Below are 22,583 nucleotides of genomic sequence, written 5' to 3' on the forward strand. Positions count from 1 at the left end.
ATAACTTTCGAATTAATAAATAAAAATATGATTGACTAATACAACTCCTTTGTATATTCTGAATGAAGACATAATTGTATACCGTCGACGAAGCGTCAGGGGGGTGTGAATCATCAAGCCAATTGTGAAGAAACGTGAAACTTTGAAATCACAGGTGTATGAATATTTAAAAGAAGCGATTATTTATGGGGATATTGAGCCTGGAGATCGTTTAATAGAAGAAAAAATTTCGTCAGAATTAAAAGTGAGCCGGAGTCCAATTCGAGAAGCTGTACGAATGTTGGAAAAAGACGGTTTGCTTTCAGTGAATAAATCAGGTGGAGTTACTGTTGTAAAACCTACGATTGAAGAGTATAGAAGCCTTTTTGAATGTCGGGTTGAAATAGAGCCGTTAGCCGCTTATTACGCAGCCCAGCGACGCTCAACAGAGATGTTGGAAGAAATTGAATCGTGCTTTATTCAGTCAAATCAAATATCTGGAGAAATGAATTTAAGAATTATTAATGATGCCAATCATCGTTTTCATGAATCAATAGTAGAAGCAACAGGTAATCCATTTCTAATATCGATGATTACCCAATTGCGTGGTGTGAGTAGCTTTTATAGGAAGGCAATACTTGAAGGTGACCCATTACGCACAGAAAATGCGGTTCTGGATCATCAGAAAATATACCGAGCAATTGTTAACCAAGATGCAGATGCAGCAAAACATCTCATGAGAGAACATGTGAAAAGCGATTATAAGGTGTTTATGGAATTGTTTGAGAAGAAGTAGGAGGAGTTTGTTTTGACGAATAAAAAGCCATTGGATGGAATTAGGATACTGGAATTAGGAAATATTGTAGCCGCGCCATTCGCTGGAAAAATCTTTTCGGAATTTGGAGCAGAAGTGATTAAGGTTGAAGAGCCGACAAAAGGTGATCCCCTGCGAAATTGGCGTGTTATGGATAAAGAAACTTCTGTATGGTGGTATGTCCAAGGAAGAAATAAAAAGTCGGTTACTGTAAATCTTAGGGAAAAAGAAGGGCAAGACATCGTTCGAAAGCTTGTAAAAAAAGTGGATATTGTACTCGAGAATTTTAAGCCAGGAACACTAGAAAAATGGGGGCTCGGTTTTGAGGAATTACAAAAAATTAACCCATCCATAATATTGACTCGTATTTCGGGTTACGGACAAACAGGTCCTTATAAAGAGAAACCCGGTTTTGGTAGTGTGGCAGAAGCAATTGGTGGTTTGCGGTATTTAACGGGTTATCCCGATCGACCGCCCGTACGTGTAGGGATTGCCCTTGGTGATATGGTTGCGGGTCTATATGCGGTAATTGGAACGCTTATGTCGTTACGTGCACGAGATGAAGATCCGGAGAAAATTGGTCAAGTTGTCGATGTAGCACTCTATGAATCTGTTTTTAGTTTGCTTGAAGGTATTCTTCCGGAATATGATTTGAAAGGTGAAGTTCGGGAGCGTACAGGTAGTACATTACCTGGGATTGCACCTTCAAACACCTATTTATGTAAGGACGGAAAACATGTTGTAATCGGTGGAAATGGTGACCGCATATTTGAACGTCTCATGAAGGCTATGGGAAAAGAAGATATTGCTTTTAATCCGAAATATGGAACGAATCAAGGACGGGCAGACCATGTTGAATTTCTAGATGCAACGATTGAGGAATGGACAAAACTCCATACTTTAAAAGAAGTGCAACAAATGTTAGATGATGTTTCTGTTCCGGTAGGTCCAATTTACGGCATAGAAGACATTGTGAAAGATGAGCATTATATTGCTCGTGAGATGTTGCAGAAAGTACTATTGCCGAGTGGTGAGGAGATGTTGGTTCCTGGAATCGTCCCGAAATTGTCGAGGACACCGGGAGATATTATGTGGAGCGGGCCTAAACTTGGTGAGCATAACGAAGAAATTTATACGGAATTCATGGATTTTTCTTTCGAAGACTTTGTGAAATTGAAAGAAAAGGGTGTGATTTAAATGCCGGATGTCGTAATTATAGACGTCAGCCCGCGTGATGGACTTCAAAACGAACCTATTTTAGTATCAACAGAGAATAAGACAAAACTTGTTGAACTATTAGTTGAGTCGGGTATATCTAAAATAGAAGCAACATCGTTTGTTCATCCGAAAAAGGTGCCTCAAATGGCCGATGCATCTGCTGTGTTGGAGTCAATCACCCATTTGCCAACTCTAGAAGCAGTTGCACTCGTTCCCAATTTACAAGGGTTTAATCGGGCAAGGCTCCATAATTTATCTGAAGTAAATTGGGTAAGTTCAGCAACAGAAACATTTAACGAGAAAAACATCGGCATGACGATCGATGAAAGCATTTCACAGTTTTCGAGCTTTGTAGGACAAGCAAAAAAAGACGGTATTGGGACATGTTTCTCGATCGCTGTTAGCTTTGGTTGTCCATATGAAGGGGATGTTTCCGAGGAACAAGTACTGAGCGTTCTGAAGCGAGCGATTGAAGCTGGGGCAGATCGGATCAGCATTGCAGATACGATAGGCATAGCGACTCCGGACCATGTCGAACGATTGATCAAGAAAGTATTGCAAGAAGCGGGAGATATCCCAGTGGCCATTCATCTACATGATACTCGAGGACTTGCTTTGGCGAATGCATATGCAGCTTACGGAGCCGGAGTTCGAATATTTGAAGTTGCGGCTAGTGGTATCGGTGGATGTCCTTTCGCACCGGGAGCTGCGGGGAATTTGGCAACTGAAGATCTAGTCTACTTATTCGAACGAATGAATATTCGAACAGGTATTGATTTTGAGAAGTTATTAGACGCAGCAGATTTTGCTGCAAGCCTATCGTCGAAAAATCCGTTAGGTAGAATACGGCACGTAGAAAGAAAACAATAAGAGGAGATGGCGAAATGAAAAAGTGGCTAACAGGAATCGTATTTATGATTATGGCAATGATGGTGTTGACTGCATGTGGTGAAGATAAGGCGAAAGAAACGGAAACGCCTGAAAAGACAGATGGTGCGGCTGATCCAGTAGTTGAAGTTGAAAGCGACGAGTATGAAGAAGCGACAATTCGACTTGCGTACAATCTTCCACAAGATCACCATATTTCCATTGGAATTGAAAAGTTCGCAGAAGATGTTAAAGAAAAATCAGGCGGAAAGATTGATATGCAAGTATTTCCAGCAGGTCAACTCTTAAGTGATAAAGACATGAACCAATCTCTATTAACAGGTGGAGTTGAGATGGGTGTGAACTCATCTACACTTTGGTCTTCTACAGTTCCAGCAATGGGAATCTTCGATGTTCCTTACGTATTTAACGACTATTCGGCTGTTGGTGAAGCGGTAGGCGGCGAGTTTGGTGATAAATTACGTGGGGCAATGGAAGATAAGGGTGCAAAAGTTTTAATATTTGCGGACTATGGTTTTGTACAATTCGCGAATAATAAACTTGAGCTTAAATCTCCAGCAGATTTCAAAGGCTTGAAAATCAGAAGTATCGGTGACCTTCCTTCTGAATTAATTAAAGCATACGGAGCATCACCTGTATTCATGGGTGGCGGAGAAGTTTACATGGCACTTCAAAGAGATACAGTTGACGGTGCTACATCAGGAACAACTGCAATGCTTCAACGTAAATATGATGAAGTAACTAAGTATTTGACAATCAATAATTATGCATACCTTGAGTTTCTTTTAACTGTAAACAAAGAGTACTGGGACAAACTTCCTGAAAAGTCACAGGCATTGATTACAGAAGCCGCACAAGAAACGGAAGTATGGATTCGTTCACAAGCTGAAAAAGAAGATGCTGATTCTGCAAAAGCTTTAGAAGAAGCAGGAATGCAAGTTTATTACGTACCAGAAGATGAGTTGGGTGAATGGAAAGATGCAGCCGCACCTGTTCGCGATATTTTCGTGGATAATGCAGGTGACCTAGGTAAAGAGTTGCTTGATATGGTAGACGATAAATAAGTTTATTTGGGCATCAAAGGAGGTGAGTCCGCTAATGAAAAAGATATATGACATGTTCGATAGGCTCATTCGTTTGGGAGCGTATATTGCTGGATTTTTGATAATACTTACGACAGCTATGGTGTTTTATGAAGTCATTTCAAGATCGTTTTTTCATCAGCCTACATCATGGGCTACAGAGTTGTCGATCTATGCAATAATCTGGAGTTGTTTTTTAGGAAGTGCTTTTGCAGTGCGGACCTATTCTCATATAACAGTAGATTTATTAATAAATAATGTGGACGATCGCATTAAAACATTGCTTGCATATATTTCAAATGCTCTTGGTTTAGTTTTCAGTGTTATTTTCACAGTGTATGGTTATTTACATGTGATTAAGACATTTGAATTGGGAGTGACATCATCGTCACTCCTTCGTGTTCCAATGTACATACCTGAGTTGGTTCTACCTATCGGCGGAGCACTCCTGTGTATCGCTTTTGTAATGCAAATTATTGATGGCGGTATTCATAAGGGAGGCGAAAATTTATGAATATCTTCTTTGTCGGAGGTATGGGGACTCTTCTTTTACTCGGTTTACCTGTAGCGTTCACTCTTGGATTACTCGCAATTCTCGGGATGTTTTTCTTTAATGGTGGTACATTCGCCTTTATGCAAGTGCCGATTATTTCTTATAAATCTCTTGATGATTTTTCGCTGACTGCTTTACCAATGTACGTATTAATGAGTCAAGTACTTCTAGTGAGCGGTGTGGGGAAAGACCTCTATGAAATGGCGAGTAGATGGTTCCGGCATTTCCCTGGTGGACTTGCCATTGCGACACTCTTCTGTTGTACAATATTCTCAGCAATCTCAGGGTCAAGTGTAGCTACAGCCGTAACTGTGGGCTCAGTTGCATTGCCTGAAATGGTTAGACGCGGCTATGCAAAGCGACATGTGCTGGGTTTGTTAGCGGCGGGTGGTACGCTTGGTATCTTAATTCCACCAAGTATTCCGATGATTATTTATGGTTCTATAACAGGAGAGTCTGTAGGAAAGCTCTTTATTGCTGGGATTATTCCGGGTGCCATTTTGACGATATCATTTATGATATTCTCCGCTTATCAGACAAGGCATATTAAGGATGCACCCGCAACGTGGAAAGAAAGATTTGAGTCATGTAGAACTGCTATATGGGGCCTACTTCTTCCAGTCATCGTTATCGGAGGTATTTACACTGGTATTTTCACACCAACAGAAGCGGCTGCAGTCGGCGTTGTTCTAGCCTTTGCAATTTCGGCTTTGGTCTATAGAAACTTGAGTATAGAAAATTTGAAACAAATTATATTAGCTACGGTTAAAACGAATACGATGATTCTATTCATTATCGTTGGTGCAATGCTCTTAGGATTCATCTTGACAATATTGAGAATCCCGCAGACAATCGTGAATATTGCTACTTCACAGGATATTTCACCGTGGATCATTTTTATATTAATAAACATCGCTTTATTAATACTTGGAATGTTCCTTGAAACTGTCTCTATTCTCGTCATTTCACTACCTATATTGTATCCAATTATTATTGCACTCGGGTTCGATCCGATATGGTTTGCAATCATCTTAATCATAAATATGGAATTGGCACTTATTTCACCACCAGTTGGACTGAATCTCTTTGTCTTAAAGGGATTGGATCGGTCAAACACAATTAGTGAAATTGTAAAAGGTGTAATTCCATACGCTATTATAATGGTTGTATTTATGGTTGTATTATCGTTTTTCCCGGAAATTGCAACAGTACTTATTGATAAAGTAGATTGATAAAAAGGAAGAAACCTTTGAATTTATAGATTCAAAGGTTTCGTTTTATCTTCCGTAACTCTATGAAGAAGCAAGAATAAGTAGGACGAGCAATTCATACAATGGGAAATTAGGGGATGCTTTGAAAGACTAGTAGCTTTATTGCGAAAAAATAAAATATAGCTACCTTAGTTATGCGAGAAATGATATAATTGAGATTCATCATGGAAAAATCAACTTAGAAGTACTATTATGAAGCGTTTGTAAGCGGATTCAAGGTTAGACAAAAAAAGGGGGATTTAATAATGAAGAACAGAAAATTAGGTGGATTATTTATTTTAGTAATGGGTTTAATGCTCATTCTGGCAGCATGTGGGGGCGGAAAGAAAAATATTGCAATTGGTCCAGCAGCGAGTGAGACGAACAACGTATCTAAAATAATTCTTAAAGGATATGGCATTGAAGATGGCGACTATAAAGCGTTCCAAGAAGGTTTTGGCGATGCGGCAGATGGCGTGCAAGATGGTAATATTGATGTTTCAATAGGTATTCTTGGACTTCCAGCAGCAAGTATTGAAAGTTTACAAGCTTCAGCGGGTGACGTAGTAATGCTAGGCCTTTCAGATGAAGCAATTAAATATATCGAGGAAAACTCGGGTTATAAACGTTTGACAATTCCGAAAGAAACGTATGACTTCATGACTGAAGACATAGAAACAGTTACAGCATATGCAGTTCTAGTAGGAAATACGGATACAATTGATGAAGAGTTGGGCTATCAATTAGCAAAGAGTATGATTGAAGATGCGGGTGAAAATACGCATGCTCAAGCAAAGCAAATGACTCTTGAAAATGCATTACGCGGTGTGGATGGTCTTAAAATTCACCCAGGTGCAAAACGTTATTACGAAGAAATGGGACTAACTGTTGATGCTGAAGTTGCAGATTTAGCGGCTGATGAGGGAAGCCGTAAATCAGAATTTATTCTAGGAACGGGTAGTCAAGGTGGTACGTACTATCCACTTGGTGGAGAGATGGCTAACTTATGGAATAAAAACATCGATGGCATTAACGTAACAAATCAGGAGACTGGTGCATCTGTTGAAAACCTTTCAACGATTAAGGATGGACATATGGATCTAGGAATGACAGTACACGTTCCTGCGTTACTAGCAGCGAATGGTGAAGGCGAATTTAAAGACAATGCAGTGACGAACGCAGCATTTATCGGACATATTTATCCGGAAGTAATTCAGATTGTCACAAGAGCGAAGACGAAAATTAAGAGCATGGATGATTTAAAGTAAGTTAACTATCCAAATGTTATAAAATGAAGGGAGGGACCTGCATGAAAGATGAACAAGTTCTTGACGCACAAGAATTACTAGAGAAATACGATAAGGAAAGCCAGTTTCGAACGCAAATTGGGAAATGGGCATGGGTTGTTACGTTTTTAGGTGTTTCACTTACACTTTTCCATCTCTATACCGGATATTTTGGAACGCTACCTTCACAAAAGCAAGGATCTGTACATTTAGGGACAGCTTTAGGGATTATTTTCCTACTATATCCTGCCAAAAAAGTTTGGATGAAAACACAGAAAAAGGTCCCTTGGTACGATGTAATTTTGGCATTTACTGCAATGTATGTGACCTATCATAAGATATTTTATTTTGATTCTATTTTACAAAGTCGCATTTCAGGATATAGTCCACTTGATATTACGATTTCTCTTCTAGGAATTGTACTTGTTCTTGAGGCTACAAGACGAACAGTAGGTTTGCCAATTGTAATCGTTGCGAGTGTAGCCATACTTTATGGTCTTTTTGGAAAGTATATACCTACACAAATTCTATCGCATCCAGGATTTTCAATTGACAGAATCGGACCGAATTTATGGTATAGAGAAAGTGGAGTATTTGGAACGCCAATTCAAATTTCAGCGAAGTTTATTTATCTCTTCCTGTTCTTTGGTGTTATGCTCGTAAATACTCCAATCGGTAAGTTTTTCAATGACTTGGCACTCTCATTAACAGGGCGTTATACTGGCGGAACAGCAAAGACTGCTGTAATCGCCAGTGCATTACAAGGAACGGTTTCTGGAAGCTCTGTTGGAAATACAGTTGCAACTGGATCATTTACGATTCCAATGATGAAAAAAGCAGGATTTAAACCTGAATTCGCAGGTGCAACAGAGGCAGCGGCGTCTACAGGTGGTCAAATTATGCCACCTATGATGGGGGCTGCAGCCTTCATAATGATGGAATATCTTGGGGTATCGTATGCAACGATAATGTTGGCGGCTCTTATTCCAGCAATCCTTTATTTTACGGGTATTTTTATCGGAGTTCATTTTGAAGCTAAGAAATTAAAGATTTTGGGTCTACCAAAGTCACAATTACCAGTGTTTAAAGATTTAGTATTAAAAAGCGGTTATATGATTATTCCGCTTCTTGTAATAATCGCAACAATTATGTCAGGATTTACTCCACAACGTGCGGCATTGGCTGGTATTTTCTCAGCATTCCTAGTCTCTTTTATTCGTAAAGAATCTAGGTTTGATTTACGTAGAATTGTGTATGTTCTTGAACAAGGTGGAAGGGTTGCATTGCCAGTTATCGCGGCGGTCGCAACAGCAGGAATCATCGCGGGTGTCGTTAGTATGACAGGGCTTGGAGCCAAATTTGCTGCGGGTATTATCGCACTTGCAAACGGTCATCTAATTCTTGCTCTCATATTCACGATGGTTGCTTGTATTATCTTAGGAATGGGACTTCCGACGACTGCGAATTACGTAGTTACCGCGACAATTGCCGCACCTGCTCTTATCAACGAATTTGGAGTTGCTCCATTAGCTGCCCATATGTTCGTATTCTATTTTGGAATTGTAGCGGACATTACGCCACCTGTTTGTTTGGCGGCCTATGCGGGGGCGGGGATTGCCAGGGCAAATCCATTCAAAACTGGTATAACCGCTGTCAAACTCGCAATCGCAGCGTTCATAATACCGTTTATATTTATCTACAATCCGATTTTGGTATTTGTCGATGCTACCCCGCTCACCTTAATCTTTAGTGTTGCTACGGCATTGCTTGGAATGGTTGGGATTAGTAGCGCAGTTATTGGCTTCTACATCCGCAATTCAAGAGTTTGGGAACGTTTTGTAATGTTTGGAGCGGGTCTCTTACTTGTCGTTCCAGAGTTGTTGTCGAGTGGAATTGGTCTGGTGCTCATAATAGCTATCTGGTTCATTCAAAAAAGAAGACCTGAAGATGAATTGGATCCATTAAGTAAGTTCGCTTCAATTTAATAACAAACAAAAGAAGTTCTTTGTCAAATGACGTTGGTGAAGAATTTTAGCCTGCTCTAATTGAATTTATTATTTGCCACAGAACTGTCCAGAAAGTCAGTGGAAACTGATTTTTGGGGCAGTTCTTTTTGTATAGGATTCCTAGCCCCCCGTTGCTTTCCGTTCCAGGCGGACGCGTTCCACGGGGCGGGCGGTGAGCCGCATCGGATCGCTATCGCTCCCTGCTGGGTCTCACCTGTCCCGCTTCATCCCGCTGGAGTCGCCGCCTTGCACTCCAAGCAACTAAAATTGCACATTAAAAATAGAGGAATATATATAGAAATTGCCCGAAAGTGGTAGTACACTGCTTTAGGGAATAATTGTTTTTGTTCATTTTGTTTAATGGACGGTTTTTATAATTCTGGAGATTCCTGTATACATAAGTGCCTCGATTTTATACTTTAATTTTATTGTTAATCTCTTCAATCCTTCCGTTTTTGTAAGGATAAATAAAGCTGTTCTTTATGAACGCAAGATGTTTTATTAGCGTTTTTAAGCATGTTCTCATATCACTTGAAATTAAATGTGAAACAGATCTAATTAAACAAGTCTTTAATGCCTTGAGATCCTTATCAGACATAACTTTTAGAAGTTCTTGATAAAGTTCAAAATCCGCTTTTAATACTGGATCATACGCTAATATTTCTTTAATTCTAAAGGGAATCTCGCTTGTTTTTTATTTATATTGAACTTATCTTTCCGATAATTTTCAGCTGATTGGAGTGCAGACCGGCGACTCCAATGGGATCAGCGCGAATGTCGAGACCCCACAGGAGCGTGGTTTTCGCGACGAGGAGGCTTGACGAGTGCCCCATGGAACGCGTCCGGTCGGAACGGAAATCAGCGAGTAGTAGGATTCATTAGTTCAGTATATATTGTACAAACACAAAAGGAAGGTCGCCTGTACTGGCAACCTTCCTTTTTGTTTTCACAGAATACATCACATGAAAAAGTTTTCTTTCCCGATTTTATCGTACAGTCCACTACTTTTGAACAAAGTTATTTTACTTTTTGGTAGCCGTTTTATAATGATTTGAATTCCGGCTTTATCGGCATCCTCTAATAGTGTGAACAACGCTGCTTCGCCTGTCGCATCTACAACAGATAAGTGTTCCATATCTAAAATGATTTTTTTAGCGTTTGTTGTGAACATTTTAGGATATTTGTCTTCGAAAACTTTAGCGGTTCCGAAGAACAACGGACCTTCTACGATATATTTATCCAACAAATCTCTATTACCTAAAGCAACTTTTACAATTTCAACTTCTGAGGGTTTTGCTTCAGATAGTAAAAGTTTACCACTCATTTTACGAAGGAATGAAAGAGCGGAAATTAGAAGTCCAACTTGAACCGCAACGGTTAAGTTTACAAATATTGTGAGTAGAAACGTTATGAGAAGAACGAGAGAATCCCCAGAACGAATTGAGAGAATATGCGTGAAAGCTTTTCGTGCACTCATATTCCATGCCACAAACATTAGAATTGGAGCCATCGCAGCTAGCGGGATATAGGAAGCATACGGCGCGAATAGTAAGAGGAAAGCGAGCACAAAAACACTTTGTACAACACCAGAAACCGGACTTACTGCACCAGATCTAATATTTGTCGCTGTTCTGGCAATGGCACCTGTTGCAGGTATTCCGCCGAACAAAGGGGTAATTAAGTTTGCAATCCCTTGGCCCATTAATTCCCGTTTTGAATTGTGTTTTTCTCCTTCTTTCATACTATCTGCAACAACCGCCGATAAAAGAGATTCAATTGCGCCGAGTGACGCTATAATAAGCGCGGGTTGCCATAAGTTCAATATTTTTGTAAAAGTAAATTCAGGAAATTTGAATGGCGGAAACGAACTTGGTATCCCACCAAATGCTGTGCCGATTGTTTCCAATTTTCCAGGGAATACAAGCACTGAAATAATTGTAGGTATTAATAGCGCAACGAGCAGTATCGGAATTCGTGGTGAAATCTTTGGAAGAACGAAGATGACGGCCACACCAATAAGCGCAACTGCAATACTGTAAAAGTTTATTGTATGAAATTGTTGTGTGAGTCCGATCATGTTTTCATGAAAAAATTCTTTTTGCTCAAGCCCGGTCAAGCCAAGGAAATTCCCCAATTGACCTGTAAAAATAATTACTGCAATCCCAGTTGTAAAACCAATGGTCACAGATCTGGGAACAAAATGTATTAAACTACTAATACCCGCAAGGCTCATAATAATTAGAAAAACACCTGCAAGGAATCCTGCGATTAATAAATCTTCATATCCGTATTGTAGAACGATAGCCAGTAGTATTGGGATAAAGGCTCCGGTAGGACCTGCAATTTGGAAACGTGATCCACCAAACAGTGCGACGAGTAAGCCGGCAACTATGGTCGAATAAAGTCCGTATTCCGGCTTAACTCCAGACGCAATCGCAAAAGCCATCCCTAGAGGAATGGCTACAATACCGACAGTAATACCTGCAATCAGATCCTTCTGAAATCCAGTTGCATTGTAATTAAGATATCGGTTGTCCTTGAACATACAATCTTCACTCCGCTCAAGATATATATAAATTTTTTTGTAACTTCCTACCTATAGTATATCGATTAAATGATAAATTTACAAGAAAATATAAAAAAAACAGAAAGTTGTGGATCAATCCACAACCGCCTGTTTTTTTAATTATGAAGACTATAGAGACGTTTAAATCCTGTGAATTTATCTTTCCAATAGCCTGATTCAATAGAAGATACTTCGACCTCTATTGATCCGGCATGAATGAATTGCCCATCGCCAATGTAAATACCAACATGTGAAATGCCACTACGGTATGTATTTTCAAAAAAGAGTAAATCACCAGGTACAGGTTCTTCAACATCGAAGGAATTGGTATGATATGCAATCGTATCCACTCGCTTAACATCAAGTCCGGCTTCTTTATAAACATAATAGATGAAACCACTGCAGTCAAAACCGTCTACAGTCACGCCAGCCCATTTATAAGGCGTTTCCAATAGAGTGTTAGACAACAGAGTGACTTTGTTCAAAATGTCCTGAGACGACACGGAAAGAGGCTTTGTTGGTGTTGTAAATAAGTTCTCTATCGGCTTGGAAAATACTTTTTCAGGTGTGGCTAGTGTCATCTTTTTACCAGCTTTAAAAGCCATTACAGAACTTTTTTCTGGAATTTGAACCTTTGGTGTATTCGTTATTTCCATGGCAATATTCAATTTCTGATCCAAACGAATGGTATCGGAAATGAGGGCATTGGCATTCTTTAATTGATCCACTGTTAAATTATACTTTGTAGCAATTTTCCACAACGTATCGCCTGATTGGACAGTGTGAAAATCAGTGTTTGCCTTTGCAGATCCAACTCCGAGAAATGTTGCCAAAGAGATTATTAAAGCGAATGAAATAATAAGCTTATTCATCTATTTTCCCCTTTCTTCAACAAATGATTCTATGTATATAGTAGCATTTTAAGAGTGTCGTTACAATATTCGAAATAATATTTTCTTTTATGGAGTATTTTGTCGATACGTAAAATGAATTTTGATATGTTCGAAGTAATGTGGTAACTTTAAATTGGTATGTTTGAACAAACTCTTCGGGGCAAGGTGAAATTCCTTACCGGCGGTGATCGAGCAATGGCTCGTTAGTCCGTGACCCGGCCTTCCTTTTTGGAAGACGGTGGAGCTAGTGTAATTCTAGCACCGACAGTTAAAGTCTGGATGGGAGAAGTTGTTTGGTTATTCATGCTATGTTCGTAGGCTCTGCCCTCTACCTGAAAGGGGGAATCGTTATGGATCCTAAAATTTATATGAAAATTGCTCTTGAACTGGCACGCAGTGCTGAAGGACAAACGTCGCCGAATCCACTAGTCGGGGCTGTTTGTGTGTTAGATAACGAAATCATTGGAACGGGTGCCCATTTAAAAGCTGGGACACCTCATGCTGAAGTTCATGCACTAATGATGGCAGGCTCGAAATCTATTGGTGCAGATCTCTATGTGACACTCGAACCATGTGCCCATAGCGGGAAAACACCCCCGTGTACAGATCTTATAATTTCGAGTGGCATTCGCCGTGTTTTCGTTGCGTCTATTGATCCGTTTCCAGCTGTAAATGGAAAAGGAATCAAGCTTCTTAAAGCTGCCGGTATTGAAGTGATTACCGGTATTTTACAAGCCGAGGCAGAGCAGTTAAATCGAGCATTTTTTCATTTTATTCACTACGGGAAACCGTACGTCACCTTGAAAGCCGCCGTAACGCTAGATGGTCGACTTTCAACGCGAACTGGGGACAGCAAATGGATTACATCAGTTGCTTCAAGAACCGATGTCCATCACCTCCGCAATATCCATGACGCAATTTTGGTCGGCGTACAAACCGTACTTCATGATAATCCTTTCCTCACCACCCGTTTGCCCCATGGTGGAAAGAACCCAATACGTATTATTTTAGACCGGCATCTAAGGACGCCAAAAACAGCAAATGTCATCATTGATGGTGCTGTAGAAACAATTATTTTCACACTCGATTCCGATAATACGGAAACGACTTTTTTAGATTTTCCACTCGTAACTGTTGAGTCGATTTCTAATGAAGTGAATTTTTTGGAAGAAGTTTTAAGTCGTCTTGCAAAAAAGGGAATTATGACGTTGTTTGTAGAAGGCGGCAGTCAAATCCATTCGAGTTTTATTGACGCGGGTCTTGCAAATGAACTTTATTTGTATATGGCTCCTAAACTGATTGGTAATGGCAATCTTCTATTTATGAATGAAGATCGCAATTTCATGTCCGAAAGTGAATCCCTAAGTTTTATAGATGTGCGTCAAATCGGTGAAGATGTCCGGTTGCATGCGCGTTTTTTAAAGGAGGAATGATTGATCTTGTTCACTGGAATTGTAGAAGAAATTGGAACAGTGACAACGATTCAGCAAGGTTCAAATTCGCTTAGACTATCCTTACGTTGTGATAAAGTGCTTGTGAATGTTGAAAAAGGCGATAGTATCGCAGTAAATGGTGTTTGTTTAACTGTTTCGGATTATTCAAGGAACCATTTTACGGTTGATGTTATGCCTGAAACTGTGAAAGCAACAACAATGCAATCACTTCGAACGGGAAGTCGTGTCAATTTGGAGCGTGCAATGAGTGCGAATGGTCGTTTCGGTGGCCACTTTGTGAGTGGACATGTGGACTGTATCGGAGAAGTTGTTTCAGTCGGGCAAAAAGAAAATGCAATCTATATGGAGATTGGAATTGCTTCAAACTTTCTAAAGTACTTTATTATGAAAGGTTCGGTTACTGTAGATGGGACTTCTCTAACTGTCTTTGGTATGACCGATAAAAGTTTCACTATTTCGCTAATCCCGGTTACGCAGGACGATTCTATAATCGGTCGGAAACGTATTGGAGACCAAGTGAATGTTGAATGCGATGTGCTTGCAAAATATATTGAACGACTAATGAAACCCGGTAAAGGGAATTCATCTGGCGGTTTATCAATAGATACGCTCGTCGAAAGTGGATTTCTGGACTAAGGAGGCGAAGCTGATGTATACATCAGTAGAAAATGCAATTGAAGAACTTAAAAAAGGGAAAGCCATTATCGTTGTGGATGATGAAAATCGCGAGAACGAGGGAGATTTCATCGCACTTGGTAAATACGCAACCCCTGAAATGATCAATTTTATGGCAAGTGAAGGACGAGGACTTATTTGTGTACCGATAGATGAGGAGAAATCAAGACAGTTAGGGCTTGGGCTTATGACTGAAAATAATAGTGATGTTCACGGTACGGCATTCACGATTAGTATCGATCATGCGGAATGCCATACAGGAATTTCGGCATTTGAACGTTCAGAAACTGTCTTGAAAATGCTTGAGGAAAATGTCAGTCCTTCTGAATTTAGAAGACCGGGTCACATTTTTCCACTAATTGCGAAGTCTGGTGGCGTGTTAAAACGAGCGGGTCATACGGAAGCAGCAGTCGACCTTGCTCTATTATCCGGTGCCGAACCTGTTGGGGTCATATGTGAAATTATGAACGTGGATGGCACGATGGCGAGAGGTCCACAGTTAATAGAAATCGCGAATCGCTTTGACTTAGTCATTTTGACGATTCAAGACTTAATTGAGTATCGTAGGAAAAATGAAAATCTGATTGAACGCGTCGTTGAAGTAGATCTTCCAACAGGCTTCGGGCACTTCAATGCAGTTACCTATATTGAAAAACTTACCGGACAAGAGCATATTGCTTTAGTAAAAGGCGATATTGAGTCTTCGGAGAATGTTCTCGTCCGAGTGCATTCAGAATGTTTAACTGGGGATGTCTTCGGTTCACATCGTTGCGATTGTGGTCCACAGCTACAAGCCGCACTTGCACAAATTGAAGAGGCGGGTAAAGGAGTTCTGTTGTATATGCGTCAGGAAGGACGGGGCATTGGCCTTGTCAATAAAATGAAAGCATACAAATTGCAACAAGAAGGATACGATACCGTTGAAGCGAATGAAAAATTAGGATTTCCGGACGATTTAAGAGAATACGGAATCGGTGCACAAATTTTACGAGATTTAGGTTTAACATCAATTCATCTTTTAACAAACAATCCACGAAAAATAGCTGGACTTGCGGGGTATGGACTTGAAATAACGAAGCGAATTCGAATTGAAATGCCCGTAAAAGATGAGAATAAAAACTACATGGAAACGAAGAAAAATAAACTCGGGCATTTATTGCATAGTTGAGGGGGAATTTAGATGGGTAACGTATATGAAGGACATTTAGTAGGAACGGATTTGAAAATAGGTATTGTAGTTTCTAGATTTAATGAATTTATTACAGGGAAATTATTAAGTGGTGCTGAGGATGCCCTACGTCGTCACGGTGTGGACGATAAGAATGTAGACATTGCTTGGGTACCGGGTGCATATGAAATTCCGCTTGTAGCCAAGAAGATGGCTGTATCCGAAAAATACGATGCAATCATCACGCTTGGTACTGTAATCCGTGGTGCAACACCGCATTTTGACTATGTTTGCAGTGAAGTTGCAAAAGGCGTTTCCGCAATAAATATGTCAGAAGGTATCCCAGTGATTTTTGGCGTATTGACGACAGATACCATTGAGCAAGCAATCGAACGTGCAGGTACGAAAGCTGGAAATAAAGGGTGGGATGCCGGAAGTGCTGCAATAGAAATGGCGAATTTATTGAAACAAATCTAATTTGTTCCTACTTCAATTTTATTGAAAATTGTTCTTCGGCTGTATAGAAATAGTGGAAAAGTTTAATTTAAAGACCGCCAATTCATATGCGAATTGGCGGTCTAATTTATGCTTTAAAATGTATATTTTTTCAATAAGCTTTCAAGTTTAAGAGCATGTCCAAGGCTGCCCTTTATTTTAAGTTTCCCAAGCATATAAGAAGCAGTAGAATTTAAATTTCCCGCCAACAATTTTTTGAAATCCTTTACGCTCATTGATAATGCACAATCGACTTCACCAGGATCGCCAGTAAGTGTTTCAGCTTTCCCGTCCGCAATACTTAATCCGAATAATCCACCATCATCACCTGAAAGGTCAAAAGAATAGGATGTATTCATTCCTTCGATTGGGCCTGGTTCTCCGTTCAGCTTTGAATTGATTTCATCCCAAATTGTAGCCATTTTCATTTCGTCAAAGTTAAGTGTCATCAAGCATTCCCCCTAATTAATGAATATATTCATTATAGCATTAACTTTTTTTAGTAAAAAAGGCTATTGCAATACCAATGAGTGCCCCAACAATTGCTGGAACAATCCATCCAATTTGTTGTTCATAGAGGGGAAGGTAGGACAGTATTGAATCGACTGTTGCAAAATGAATATCTGCATTAGAAAGTCCGTCAAATACACTTACTATAGCCGTTGCAATGAGTGCTAATGAATACACAATCGGTTTTCGATCGAATAATTTGTCGATAAACGAAAGGAGCATCAAAACGATTGCGAGTGGATAAATCATCATAAGAACGGGTAGCGAAATTGAAATTAGTTTGGCTAAACCAACGTTTGAAATGAGTGCACTAAAGCCCGCAATAATAAACACATACGTTTTATAAGAGTACTTTGGGAAAACTTCGTTAATATACTGTGCACATGCTGAGACAAGTCCGATGGATGTTGTAAGACAAGCAAAAATAATAGTAACTGCTAGTATTGCAGTTCCCGAAGATCCGTACAAAACCTTTGAGGCAAGGGCAAGTACCGCACCCCCGTTATTTTGCAATCCAATTACGTCGATACTTGAAGCTCCGATATAGCCAAGAGAAATATAGACAAAGGATAGACCCGCAGCAGCAATGAGTCCAGCGATAGTCATTGCCTTCAAAACGGGGCCTCTTTTCGTAATACCTTCATCCCGTAGAACATTAATGATGACAATAGCAAAAACAAGTGCAGCAAGAACATCCATCGTTAAATATCCTTCGATAAAACTCCGGAAAAACGGTTGTGTTTCATAGGCGTCCTTTGCTGAACCAAACGTACCCATCGGCGTAAAAACACTTTTTAAAGCTAAAGCCGCAATAACAGTAAAGAGTATAGGTGTTAAGATTTTACCGATTCGGTCGACAAGTTTTGCAGGATTCAAAGCAACAACAGTCGTTATGATGAAAAAGAAAATCGTAAAGACGAACAATATCCATTTAGCGTCTAACAGGCCTTCCGTAAGAAATGGAATAACGGCGATTTCATACGAAACGGTTGCTGTTCTTGGAATACCGAAAAAGGGTCCGATTGTGATGTATAGAATGAGTGTAAAAAGAATACCGAACAGGGGATGGACCCTGCCCGCAATTGTTTGCAATCCACCACCGGCATTTGCGATTGAAATTACCGCAAGTAGTGGCAAGCCTACTCCTGTAATTAAAAATCCAACCATAGCAATAAAAAGATTTTCTCCAGCCATTTGACCAAGTAATGGTGGGAAAATTATATTACCTGCTCCGAGGAACAAGGCGAACAGCATAAGTCCGATAACAACGTTTTTCTTAAACGACATAAAAGGTACAGCTCCCAGGAATGATATGTAATGTTTTAATCTATTTTCATTATACAGTGAAATGAAAATTTCGATAGTGAATTGATGTAAACAAAAAAAACTGCTCTGTAGTTAGACATAAAATGTCCAAATCCAGAGCGGTTAAAATTAATTTATTTACCAATCGGCCAATCAAATGGCGGCGAACCCGGTGGTGAATGCTTAATAATATCAATCATTGGAATTGTATATGCGAAGAGGATAAGCGCGATTGTAATCCCAATCCACAAATACCAATTCTCAAGAAATTTAGGTGTTTTTTCTGCATCCGGCTCTTCTTCAGCAATAGGATATTCTTGAACACCCTTTGGTGCGAAAAATGACAGCTGTATGAAGATGTAAACCATTAGAATGATGCCTACAAAGAGAATTGTTCCGCCAACTGCCTGAGCAATTTGGTAGTTAATCCAAGTTGCAACTTGTTCGCCGCCTGCGTATTCAGAGAAACTTGAACGACGAGGTCCACCAATCAGTCCTTGAATATGCATGGCACCGGACATAATAAGCATACCAATTGTCCAAATCCACGTTTGGATAAGTCCAAGTTTGTTCAACTTAGGCGTTAAACGTCGGCCTGTAAGATGTGGCACAAGCCAATATGTTATTCCAAAGAACGTTAGTATAACTGTTGTTGCCGCAGTTAAATGGAAGTGACCTGTAATCCAAATCGTATTATGAACAAGCGCGTTCATTTGGTGAGATGCGTTAATGATTCCACCTGCACCACCCGGGATGAATGCAACCATACCTATGAACGGTGCAAGGAATCGTACATCTTTCCAAGGGAGGTTTTTAATCCATCCGAACAAGCTTGTAAACCCTTTTCTACGACCTGCTGCTTCGAACGAACCGAAAACAGAGAATGCGGTCATTAAAGACGGTATTATTACCATGAATGTGAGAACAACTTGAATGAATTTCCAAGTGGGATCAATTCCTGGTTCTGTAAGTTGGTGATGGAACCCAACTGGAATAGAGAACATAAGTAGTAATATGAAAGCAAGTCGTGCAAGTGAATCACTGAATATTTTTCCGCCAACAAGTTTGGGGATAATTGCATACCAAGCCATATAAGCAGGGAGCAGCCAGAAATAAACAAGTGGGTGACCGAAATACCAGAACAATGTACGACTGAGTAAGACGTTAATTGTTTCTGCGTAACCAAGTGACCATGGGATGAATAGAACAAGTACAGATACTGCAACTCCAAGAGATGCAATGACCCACATAATCATATTGATTGTTACCATAAATGCAAGAAGTGGTGATTTCTCGCCTTTATGAGCTTTTTTCCATACATATAGCTGACGGAAATTTACAAATGCTGCAATCCAGCTACCTACAATTACAAGTGCAAGTCCGATATAGAATGCCGGATGTGCCCGAAGCGGTGCGTAAAATGTATAAAGTACAGATGCTTGACCAACAAGAATCGTAATCGATGCCATAACTGTACCAATGAGCATTACCCAGAATGAAATCCAACCAACCATTAATTGTTTATCCGAAATACCAACTGTTTTCCCTAAAAGGGAGAATTGGAATCCGATGATAAAGAATGTAGTTAGAACTAAACCAAGAATAACTCCGTGAACGGTAAGAATCGTGTAATAATCGATTCCGAATGGCAATGTATATTTACCGGACCGTACGAACGTTTGCAACAGTCCCATTAAACCACCGATGAACAGTGAGATAAATGTGACATACATAAAGGACATATAGAGTCTAGATTCTTTTTTAGAAAATGAAAATAATTTTGACGTCATTCTTCATACACCTCCACTGTTCCATACATTAAATGGTGTCCGATGCCGCAATACTCATTACAGACAACCGTGAATTCTCCTACGTTTTTCATAACAGTCTCATAGCGACTAATATGTCCAGGTTCAACCATCATATTGACGTTTGTTCCCGCGACTTGAAAACCGTGAACGACATCTTTAGAAGTGATCTGATAAAGAACTGTAGATCCTTTTGGTACGCGGATACGTTCTACTTGTTTGCCATCTGCGTCTTTTCCAAAATCATACATGAATGCTGATGCAACCATATTGACGACGTACTGTCCATTTTTCACTTCGGTCAAACCAAGATTTTCCGGCTTGAATGCTTCATGAGCCTCGACATTCTGTGGATCAATTGTTTCAATATGACTTTGTGGATGTGTTCCTTTCCAAAAAGCCGCGAACCCTATAATTAATAAAAATAATACCAGTGAAGCTGAGCCTAACGTCAACCAAATCTTTTCATATTTATGCAAATTCAAAGTTATCCCTCCAATCCAATTAATTTATCTTGACAGAAACAATACGTATGAACCAAACCATGTGATAAGGATGAACACACCTAATAACATAACTGCTATAAAAGTACCCTTAAAGCTAACTTCTGTATTATGCTTATCGGGTTGTTTTGTGTTCTGGTTTTTATTCACCATATCTTCACTTCCTTTCGAATGGCTGTGAATGCCTATTACCTTAATCATAATCAAAAGATTGACTATGGGAATAAGGGAAATCCCTATGTCGTAGATTTATAGAGTTAAGTTCACAAGTTCCTCACAAAGTATTGATAGGTTAGACAAAATTGAGCCTTTTTTCTGAATTAATGAAAAGCCCGGCCTAAGGGTTTTATTTGTGCAGCGAGAAAGTTAAGTCTAATAGTTGACCCTGTTGATGTTAGAAACTACAATTAAATTAAGAATAAATCTACTGAAAGTCGGTTGATAAGATGAGTACAATTAAGTTACTAAAGGTAAAGAGTGCCGATGAAGGTGCTGAAAAAGTATTTGAAATTATCAAGGAGGACCTTGAAAAAAATCGACTTCATGTATTGGGCCTTGCAACAGGGAGTACAATGATTCCCATTTATAATAAATGGGCGGAATCAGATCTTGACTTTCAAAATGTTGTAACGTTTAACTTGGATGAATATGTAGGTGTTTCTGCTTCAAGTCCAAACAGCTATGCTTTTTTTATGGAAGATCATCTTTTTAGTAAAAAGAAGTTTAAGAAAACGCATATTCTTAATGGTGTGGCAGAAGATTTGGAGGGCGAATGTGCAAGTTATGAATCCCTTCTTAAAAAGAATCCACTGGATATTCAATTGCTTGGGGTAGGGGAGAATGGACATATTGCATTCAATGAGCCCGGTACAGCGTTTGAATCTATAACCCATGTGGCGAAATTAACGGATTCTACACTAAATGTAAACAGCCAGTACTTTGAGAATGACGAAAAAATACCGAATACGGCTTTAACAATGGGAATTAGTTCGATTACGGATGCTAAAAAGCTCATTATGATTGCTTTTGGTGAAAAGAAACGTGCGGCAATTACGAAGCTTCTCGAAGGAAAAGTTTTAATTGATTGGCCAATTACAAAACTTCTTCATCATAATAATGTAATCGTAATTACGGATCTGGATATTAATTAAATACAGAAAATCCCGCACTCTCCCCAATTAGTGGAGTAGAGTGCGGGATTTTTTCTGTTAAGGAAGGTCGTGGCCGAGTGCGTCATAGGATGAACGGATATCCTCGATTTCTTCGTTCCTTTTTTCTGCAGCCTTTTCTTGTCGAAATTCTTGTTCGTTTTCATTTTCGATAGGCAATGGTGATTTTTCTTGGATTTCTTCATTGTTGCTAACAAGATCTATAGAGTTTTTAGGGTCTGTGTAATCGGAAGTTGAAAGGGGTTCGTATTCGCCTGCAGCATGGTCAAGATGAGCGTCGGTTTCTGTCCAACTGTTGGGATTGATTGTCTTTTTATGTGTCGTAAAACGATCGTCCTTCATCATTGTAACTACTTCCTTCCTGAAATTAGTATTGATTTTATGTATTCCCTTTCTGTGGTATTGTAAACCGGATTTTGTAATGAAGATGGGGGAGTTGTATTTTGGTGGATTCTAATGGAGGGTAGTTTTCAAATCCGCTTGGCGCTTTGCGCCTGCAGGATGCAGGATGCAGGTGTGCAGCCTTTGCCGCAGGACGCGGCGATCTTTGGCTGCCTACCTTCGGCTCACGCTTGTCGCTTCTGCGCTAGATTGTAAATTGTAGTGGGATTGTTTTTTTGAGTTTCTATCGGGTGTGTGGGTTAGGGATTTAATGGTTTGTAGGATTGGAGTTTGTAATGGTGAGTGGCTTCCAAAATAAATCTCGCGGTTGCACACCAAGCCGATTTCGTTGCACACCCCGGACATTTGGTTGCACATCTCAGCCGCTGTTGCACACCTTCTCGAATTGGTTGCACACCGCGGACATTTGGTTGCACACTTTCTCGAATTCGTTGCACATCCCAGACAATTCGTTGCACATCTCAGCTTTGGCGATATTAAACTGCCTTTCATTAGCAGCGCTTATGCAATAGAGTTGTTCATTCCAGGGGGGCTTTCACCAACGTAATATATCGTAAAT

At 39.8% G+C, this 22,583-nt stretch carries 22 protein-coding genes and 1 riboswitch; of the genes, 13 read left to right on the forward strand and 9 right to left on the reverse strand.

From position 1 onward, the window contains the following. Positions 1-124 precede the first annotated feature (124 nt). The 8 genes from ACP8HH_RS03450 to ACP8HH_RS03485 all read left to right on the forward strand — a co-directional run bounded on the left by ACP8HH_RS03450 (position 125) and on the right by ACP8HH_RS03485 (position 9,055). Positions 125-775, forward strand: coding sequence for a GntR family transcriptional regulator (locus tag ACP8HH_RS03450; RefSeq protein ID WP_438315881.1), 651 nt, complete (start codon positions 125-127; stop codon positions 773-775). A 12-nt stretch (positions 776-787) separates the two neighbouring features. After that, positions 788-1,990 (forward strand): CaiB/BaiF CoA transferase family protein, encoded by a 1,203-nt coding sequence (locus ACP8HH_RS03455; RefSeq protein ID WP_438315884.1) that lies wholly within the window; start codon positions 788-790, stop codon positions 1,988-1,990. Then, positions 1,991-2,881, forward strand: coding sequence for a hydroxymethylglutaryl-CoA lyase (locus ACP8HH_RS03460; RefSeq protein WP_438315887.1), 891 nt, complete (start codon positions 1,991-1,993; stop codon positions 2,879-2,881). A gap of 14 nt (positions 2,882-2,895) precedes the next feature. Beyond that, on the forward strand, positions 2,896-3,963 hold the full coding sequence (locus tag ACP8HH_RS03465; RefSeq protein WP_438315889.1) for a TRAP transporter substrate-binding protein: 1,068 nt from the start codon (positions 2,896-2,898) through the stop codon (positions 3,961-3,963). Between the two features lie 34 nt (positions 3,964-3,997). Then, complete coding sequence (locus ACP8HH_RS03470) at positions 3,998-4,495, forward strand: TRAP transporter small permease (RefSeq protein ID WP_438315892.1); 498 nt, start codon at positions 3,998-4,000, stop codon at positions 4,493-4,495. Further along, positions 4,492-5,766 carry a TRAP transporter large permease gene (locus ACP8HH_RS03475; RefSeq protein ID WP_438315895.1) on the forward strand — a complete coding sequence of 425 codons (1,275 nt, stop codon included), beginning with the start codon at positions 4,492-4,494 and terminating at the stop codon, positions 5,764-5,766. Before ACP8HH_RS03470 ends, ACP8HH_RS03475 begins: the two co-directional genes overlap by 4 nt. Before the next feature lie 284 nt (positions 5,767-6,050). Beyond that, entirely contained in the window at positions 6,051-7,052 is a 1,002-nt protein-coding gene (locus ACP8HH_RS03480; RefSeq protein WP_438315898.1) for a TAXI family TRAP transporter solute-binding subunit, read from the forward strand. 41 nt (positions 7,053-7,093) lie between these two features. Then, positions 7,094-9,055, forward strand: a complete 1,962-nt coding sequence (locus ACP8HH_RS03485; RefSeq protein ID WP_438315900.1) for a TRAP transporter permease — start codon at positions 7,094-7,096, stop codon at positions 9,053-9,055. A gap of 433 nt (positions 9,056-9,488) precedes the next feature. Here the strand turns inward: ACP8HH_RS03485 and ACP8HH_RS03490 are convergent, their stop codons facing one another. From ACP8HH_RS03490 to ACP8HH_RS03500, 3 genes are all read right to left on the reverse strand, one after another. After that, positions 9,489-9,758: a transposase gene (locus ACP8HH_RS03490; RefSeq protein WP_438319012.1), complete on the reverse strand. Its 270-nt coding sequence runs from the start codon at positions 9,756-9,758 to the stop codon at positions 9,489-9,491. A gap of 276 nt (positions 9,759-10,034) precedes the next feature. Further along, positions 10,035-11,621, reverse strand: a complete 1,587-nt coding sequence (locus tag ACP8HH_RS03495) for a SulP family inorganic anion transporter (RefSeq protein ID WP_438315902.1) — start codon at positions 11,619-11,621, stop codon at positions 10,035-10,037. 137 nt (positions 11,622-11,758) lie between these two features. Further along, on the reverse strand, positions 11,759-12,514 hold the full coding sequence (locus ACP8HH_RS03500) for a C40 family peptidase (RefSeq protein ID WP_438315905.1): 756 nt from the start codon (positions 12,512-12,514) through the stop codon (positions 11,759-11,761). Between the two features lie 168 nt (positions 12,515-12,682). Then, positions 12,683-12,830, forward strand: a riboswitch (FMN riboswitch). Between the two features lie 55 nt (positions 12,831-12,885). Between ACP8HH_RS03500 and ribD the strand changes: the two genes are divergently transcribed. From ribD to ribH, 4 genes are read left to right on the forward strand one after another with little or no spacing between them, the layout of a single operon-like run. Then, on the forward strand, positions 12,886-13,968 hold the full coding sequence (gene ribD / locus ACP8HH_RS03505; protein ID WP_438315907.1) for a bifunctional diaminohydroxyphosphoribosylaminopyrimidine deaminase/5-amino-6-(5-phosphoribosylamino)uracil reductase RibD: 1,083 nt from the start codon (positions 12,886-12,888) through the stop codon (positions 13,966-13,968). 6 nt (positions 13,969-13,974) lie between these two features. Beyond that, the gene (gene ribE, locus ACP8HH_RS03510) at positions 13,975-14,625 is read left to right on the forward strand and encodes a riboflavin synthase (RefSeq protein ID WP_438319014.1); all 651 of its coding nucleotides are present in this window, start codon (positions 13,975-13,977) and stop codon (positions 14,623-14,625) included. A 13-nt stretch (positions 14,626-14,638) separates the two neighbouring features. Continuing rightward, positions 14,639-15,832 carry a bifunctional 3,4-dihydroxy-2-butanone-4-phosphate synthase/GTP cyclohydrolase II gene (locus ACP8HH_RS03515; RefSeq protein ID WP_438315910.1) on the forward strand — a complete coding sequence of 398 codons (1,194 nt, stop codon included), beginning with the start codon at positions 14,639-14,641 and terminating at the stop codon, positions 15,830-15,832. Positions 15,833-15,844: 12 nt separating this feature from the next. Further along, positions 15,845-16,309 carry a 6,7-dimethyl-8-ribityllumazine synthase gene (gene ribH / locus ACP8HH_RS03520; protein WP_438315912.1) on the forward strand — a complete coding sequence of 155 codons (465 nt, stop codon included), beginning with the start codon at positions 15,845-15,847 and terminating at the stop codon, positions 16,307-16,309. Between the two features lie 113 nt (positions 16,310-16,422). Here the strand turns inward: ribH and ACP8HH_RS03525 are convergent, their stop codons facing one another. From ACP8HH_RS03525 to ACP8HH_RS03545, 5 genes are all read right to left on the reverse strand, one after another. Then, positions 16,423-16,776 carry an SCP2 sterol-binding domain-containing protein gene (locus ACP8HH_RS03525; protein WP_438315915.1) on the reverse strand — a complete coding sequence of 118 codons (354 nt, stop codon included), beginning with the start codon at positions 16,774-16,776 and terminating at the stop codon, positions 16,423-16,425. A 40-nt stretch (positions 16,777-16,816) separates the two neighbouring features. Then, positions 16,817-18,124, reverse strand: a complete 1,308-nt coding sequence (brnQ, locus tag ACP8HH_RS03530) for a branched-chain amino acid transport system II carrier protein (protein WP_438315918.1) — start codon at positions 18,122-18,124, stop codon at positions 16,817-16,819. Positions 18,125-18,276: 152 nt separating this feature from the next. Then, positions 18,277-19,932 (reverse strand): b(o/a)3-type cytochrome-c oxidase subunit 1, encoded by a 1,656-nt coding sequence (locus ACP8HH_RS03535; protein ID WP_438315921.1) that lies wholly within the window; start codon positions 19,930-19,932, stop codon positions 18,277-18,279. Then, a complete protein-coding gene (locus ACP8HH_RS03540; RefSeq protein WP_438315924.1) occupies positions 19,929-20,435 on the reverse strand; it encodes a cytochrome B5 in 507 nt (168 codons plus the stop codon). Before ACP8HH_RS03540 ends, ACP8HH_RS03535 begins: the two co-directional genes overlap by 4 nt. 24 nt (positions 20,436-20,459) lie before the next feature. Further along, positions 20,460-20,654 (reverse strand): cytochrome c oxidase subunit 2A, encoded by a 195-nt coding sequence (locus ACP8HH_RS03545; protein ID WP_438319017.1) that lies wholly within the window; start codon positions 20,652-20,654, stop codon positions 20,460-20,462. Between the two features lie 245 nt (positions 20,655-20,899). On the opposite strand from ACP8HH_RS03545, the gene ACP8HH_RS03550 reads away from it, so the two are divergent. Then, positions 20,900-21,604 carry a glucosamine-6-phosphate deaminase gene (locus ACP8HH_RS03550; protein ID WP_438315926.1) on the forward strand — a complete coding sequence of 235 codons (705 nt, stop codon included), beginning with the start codon at positions 20,900-20,902 and terminating at the stop codon, positions 21,602-21,604. 57 nt (positions 21,605-21,661) lie between these two features. Here the strand turns inward: ACP8HH_RS03550 and ACP8HH_RS03555 are convergent, their stop codons facing one another. Beyond that, entirely contained in the window at positions 21,662-21,967 is a 306-nt protein-coding gene (locus ACP8HH_RS03555) for a hypothetical protein (RefSeq protein ID WP_438315929.1), read from the reverse strand. Positions 21,968-22,583 lie beyond the last annotated feature (616 nt).

This window comes from Sporosarcina sp. FA9 (genome assembly GCF_051550205.1).
GTDB lineage: Bacteria > Bacillota > Bacilli > Bacillales_A > Planococcaceae > Sporosarcina.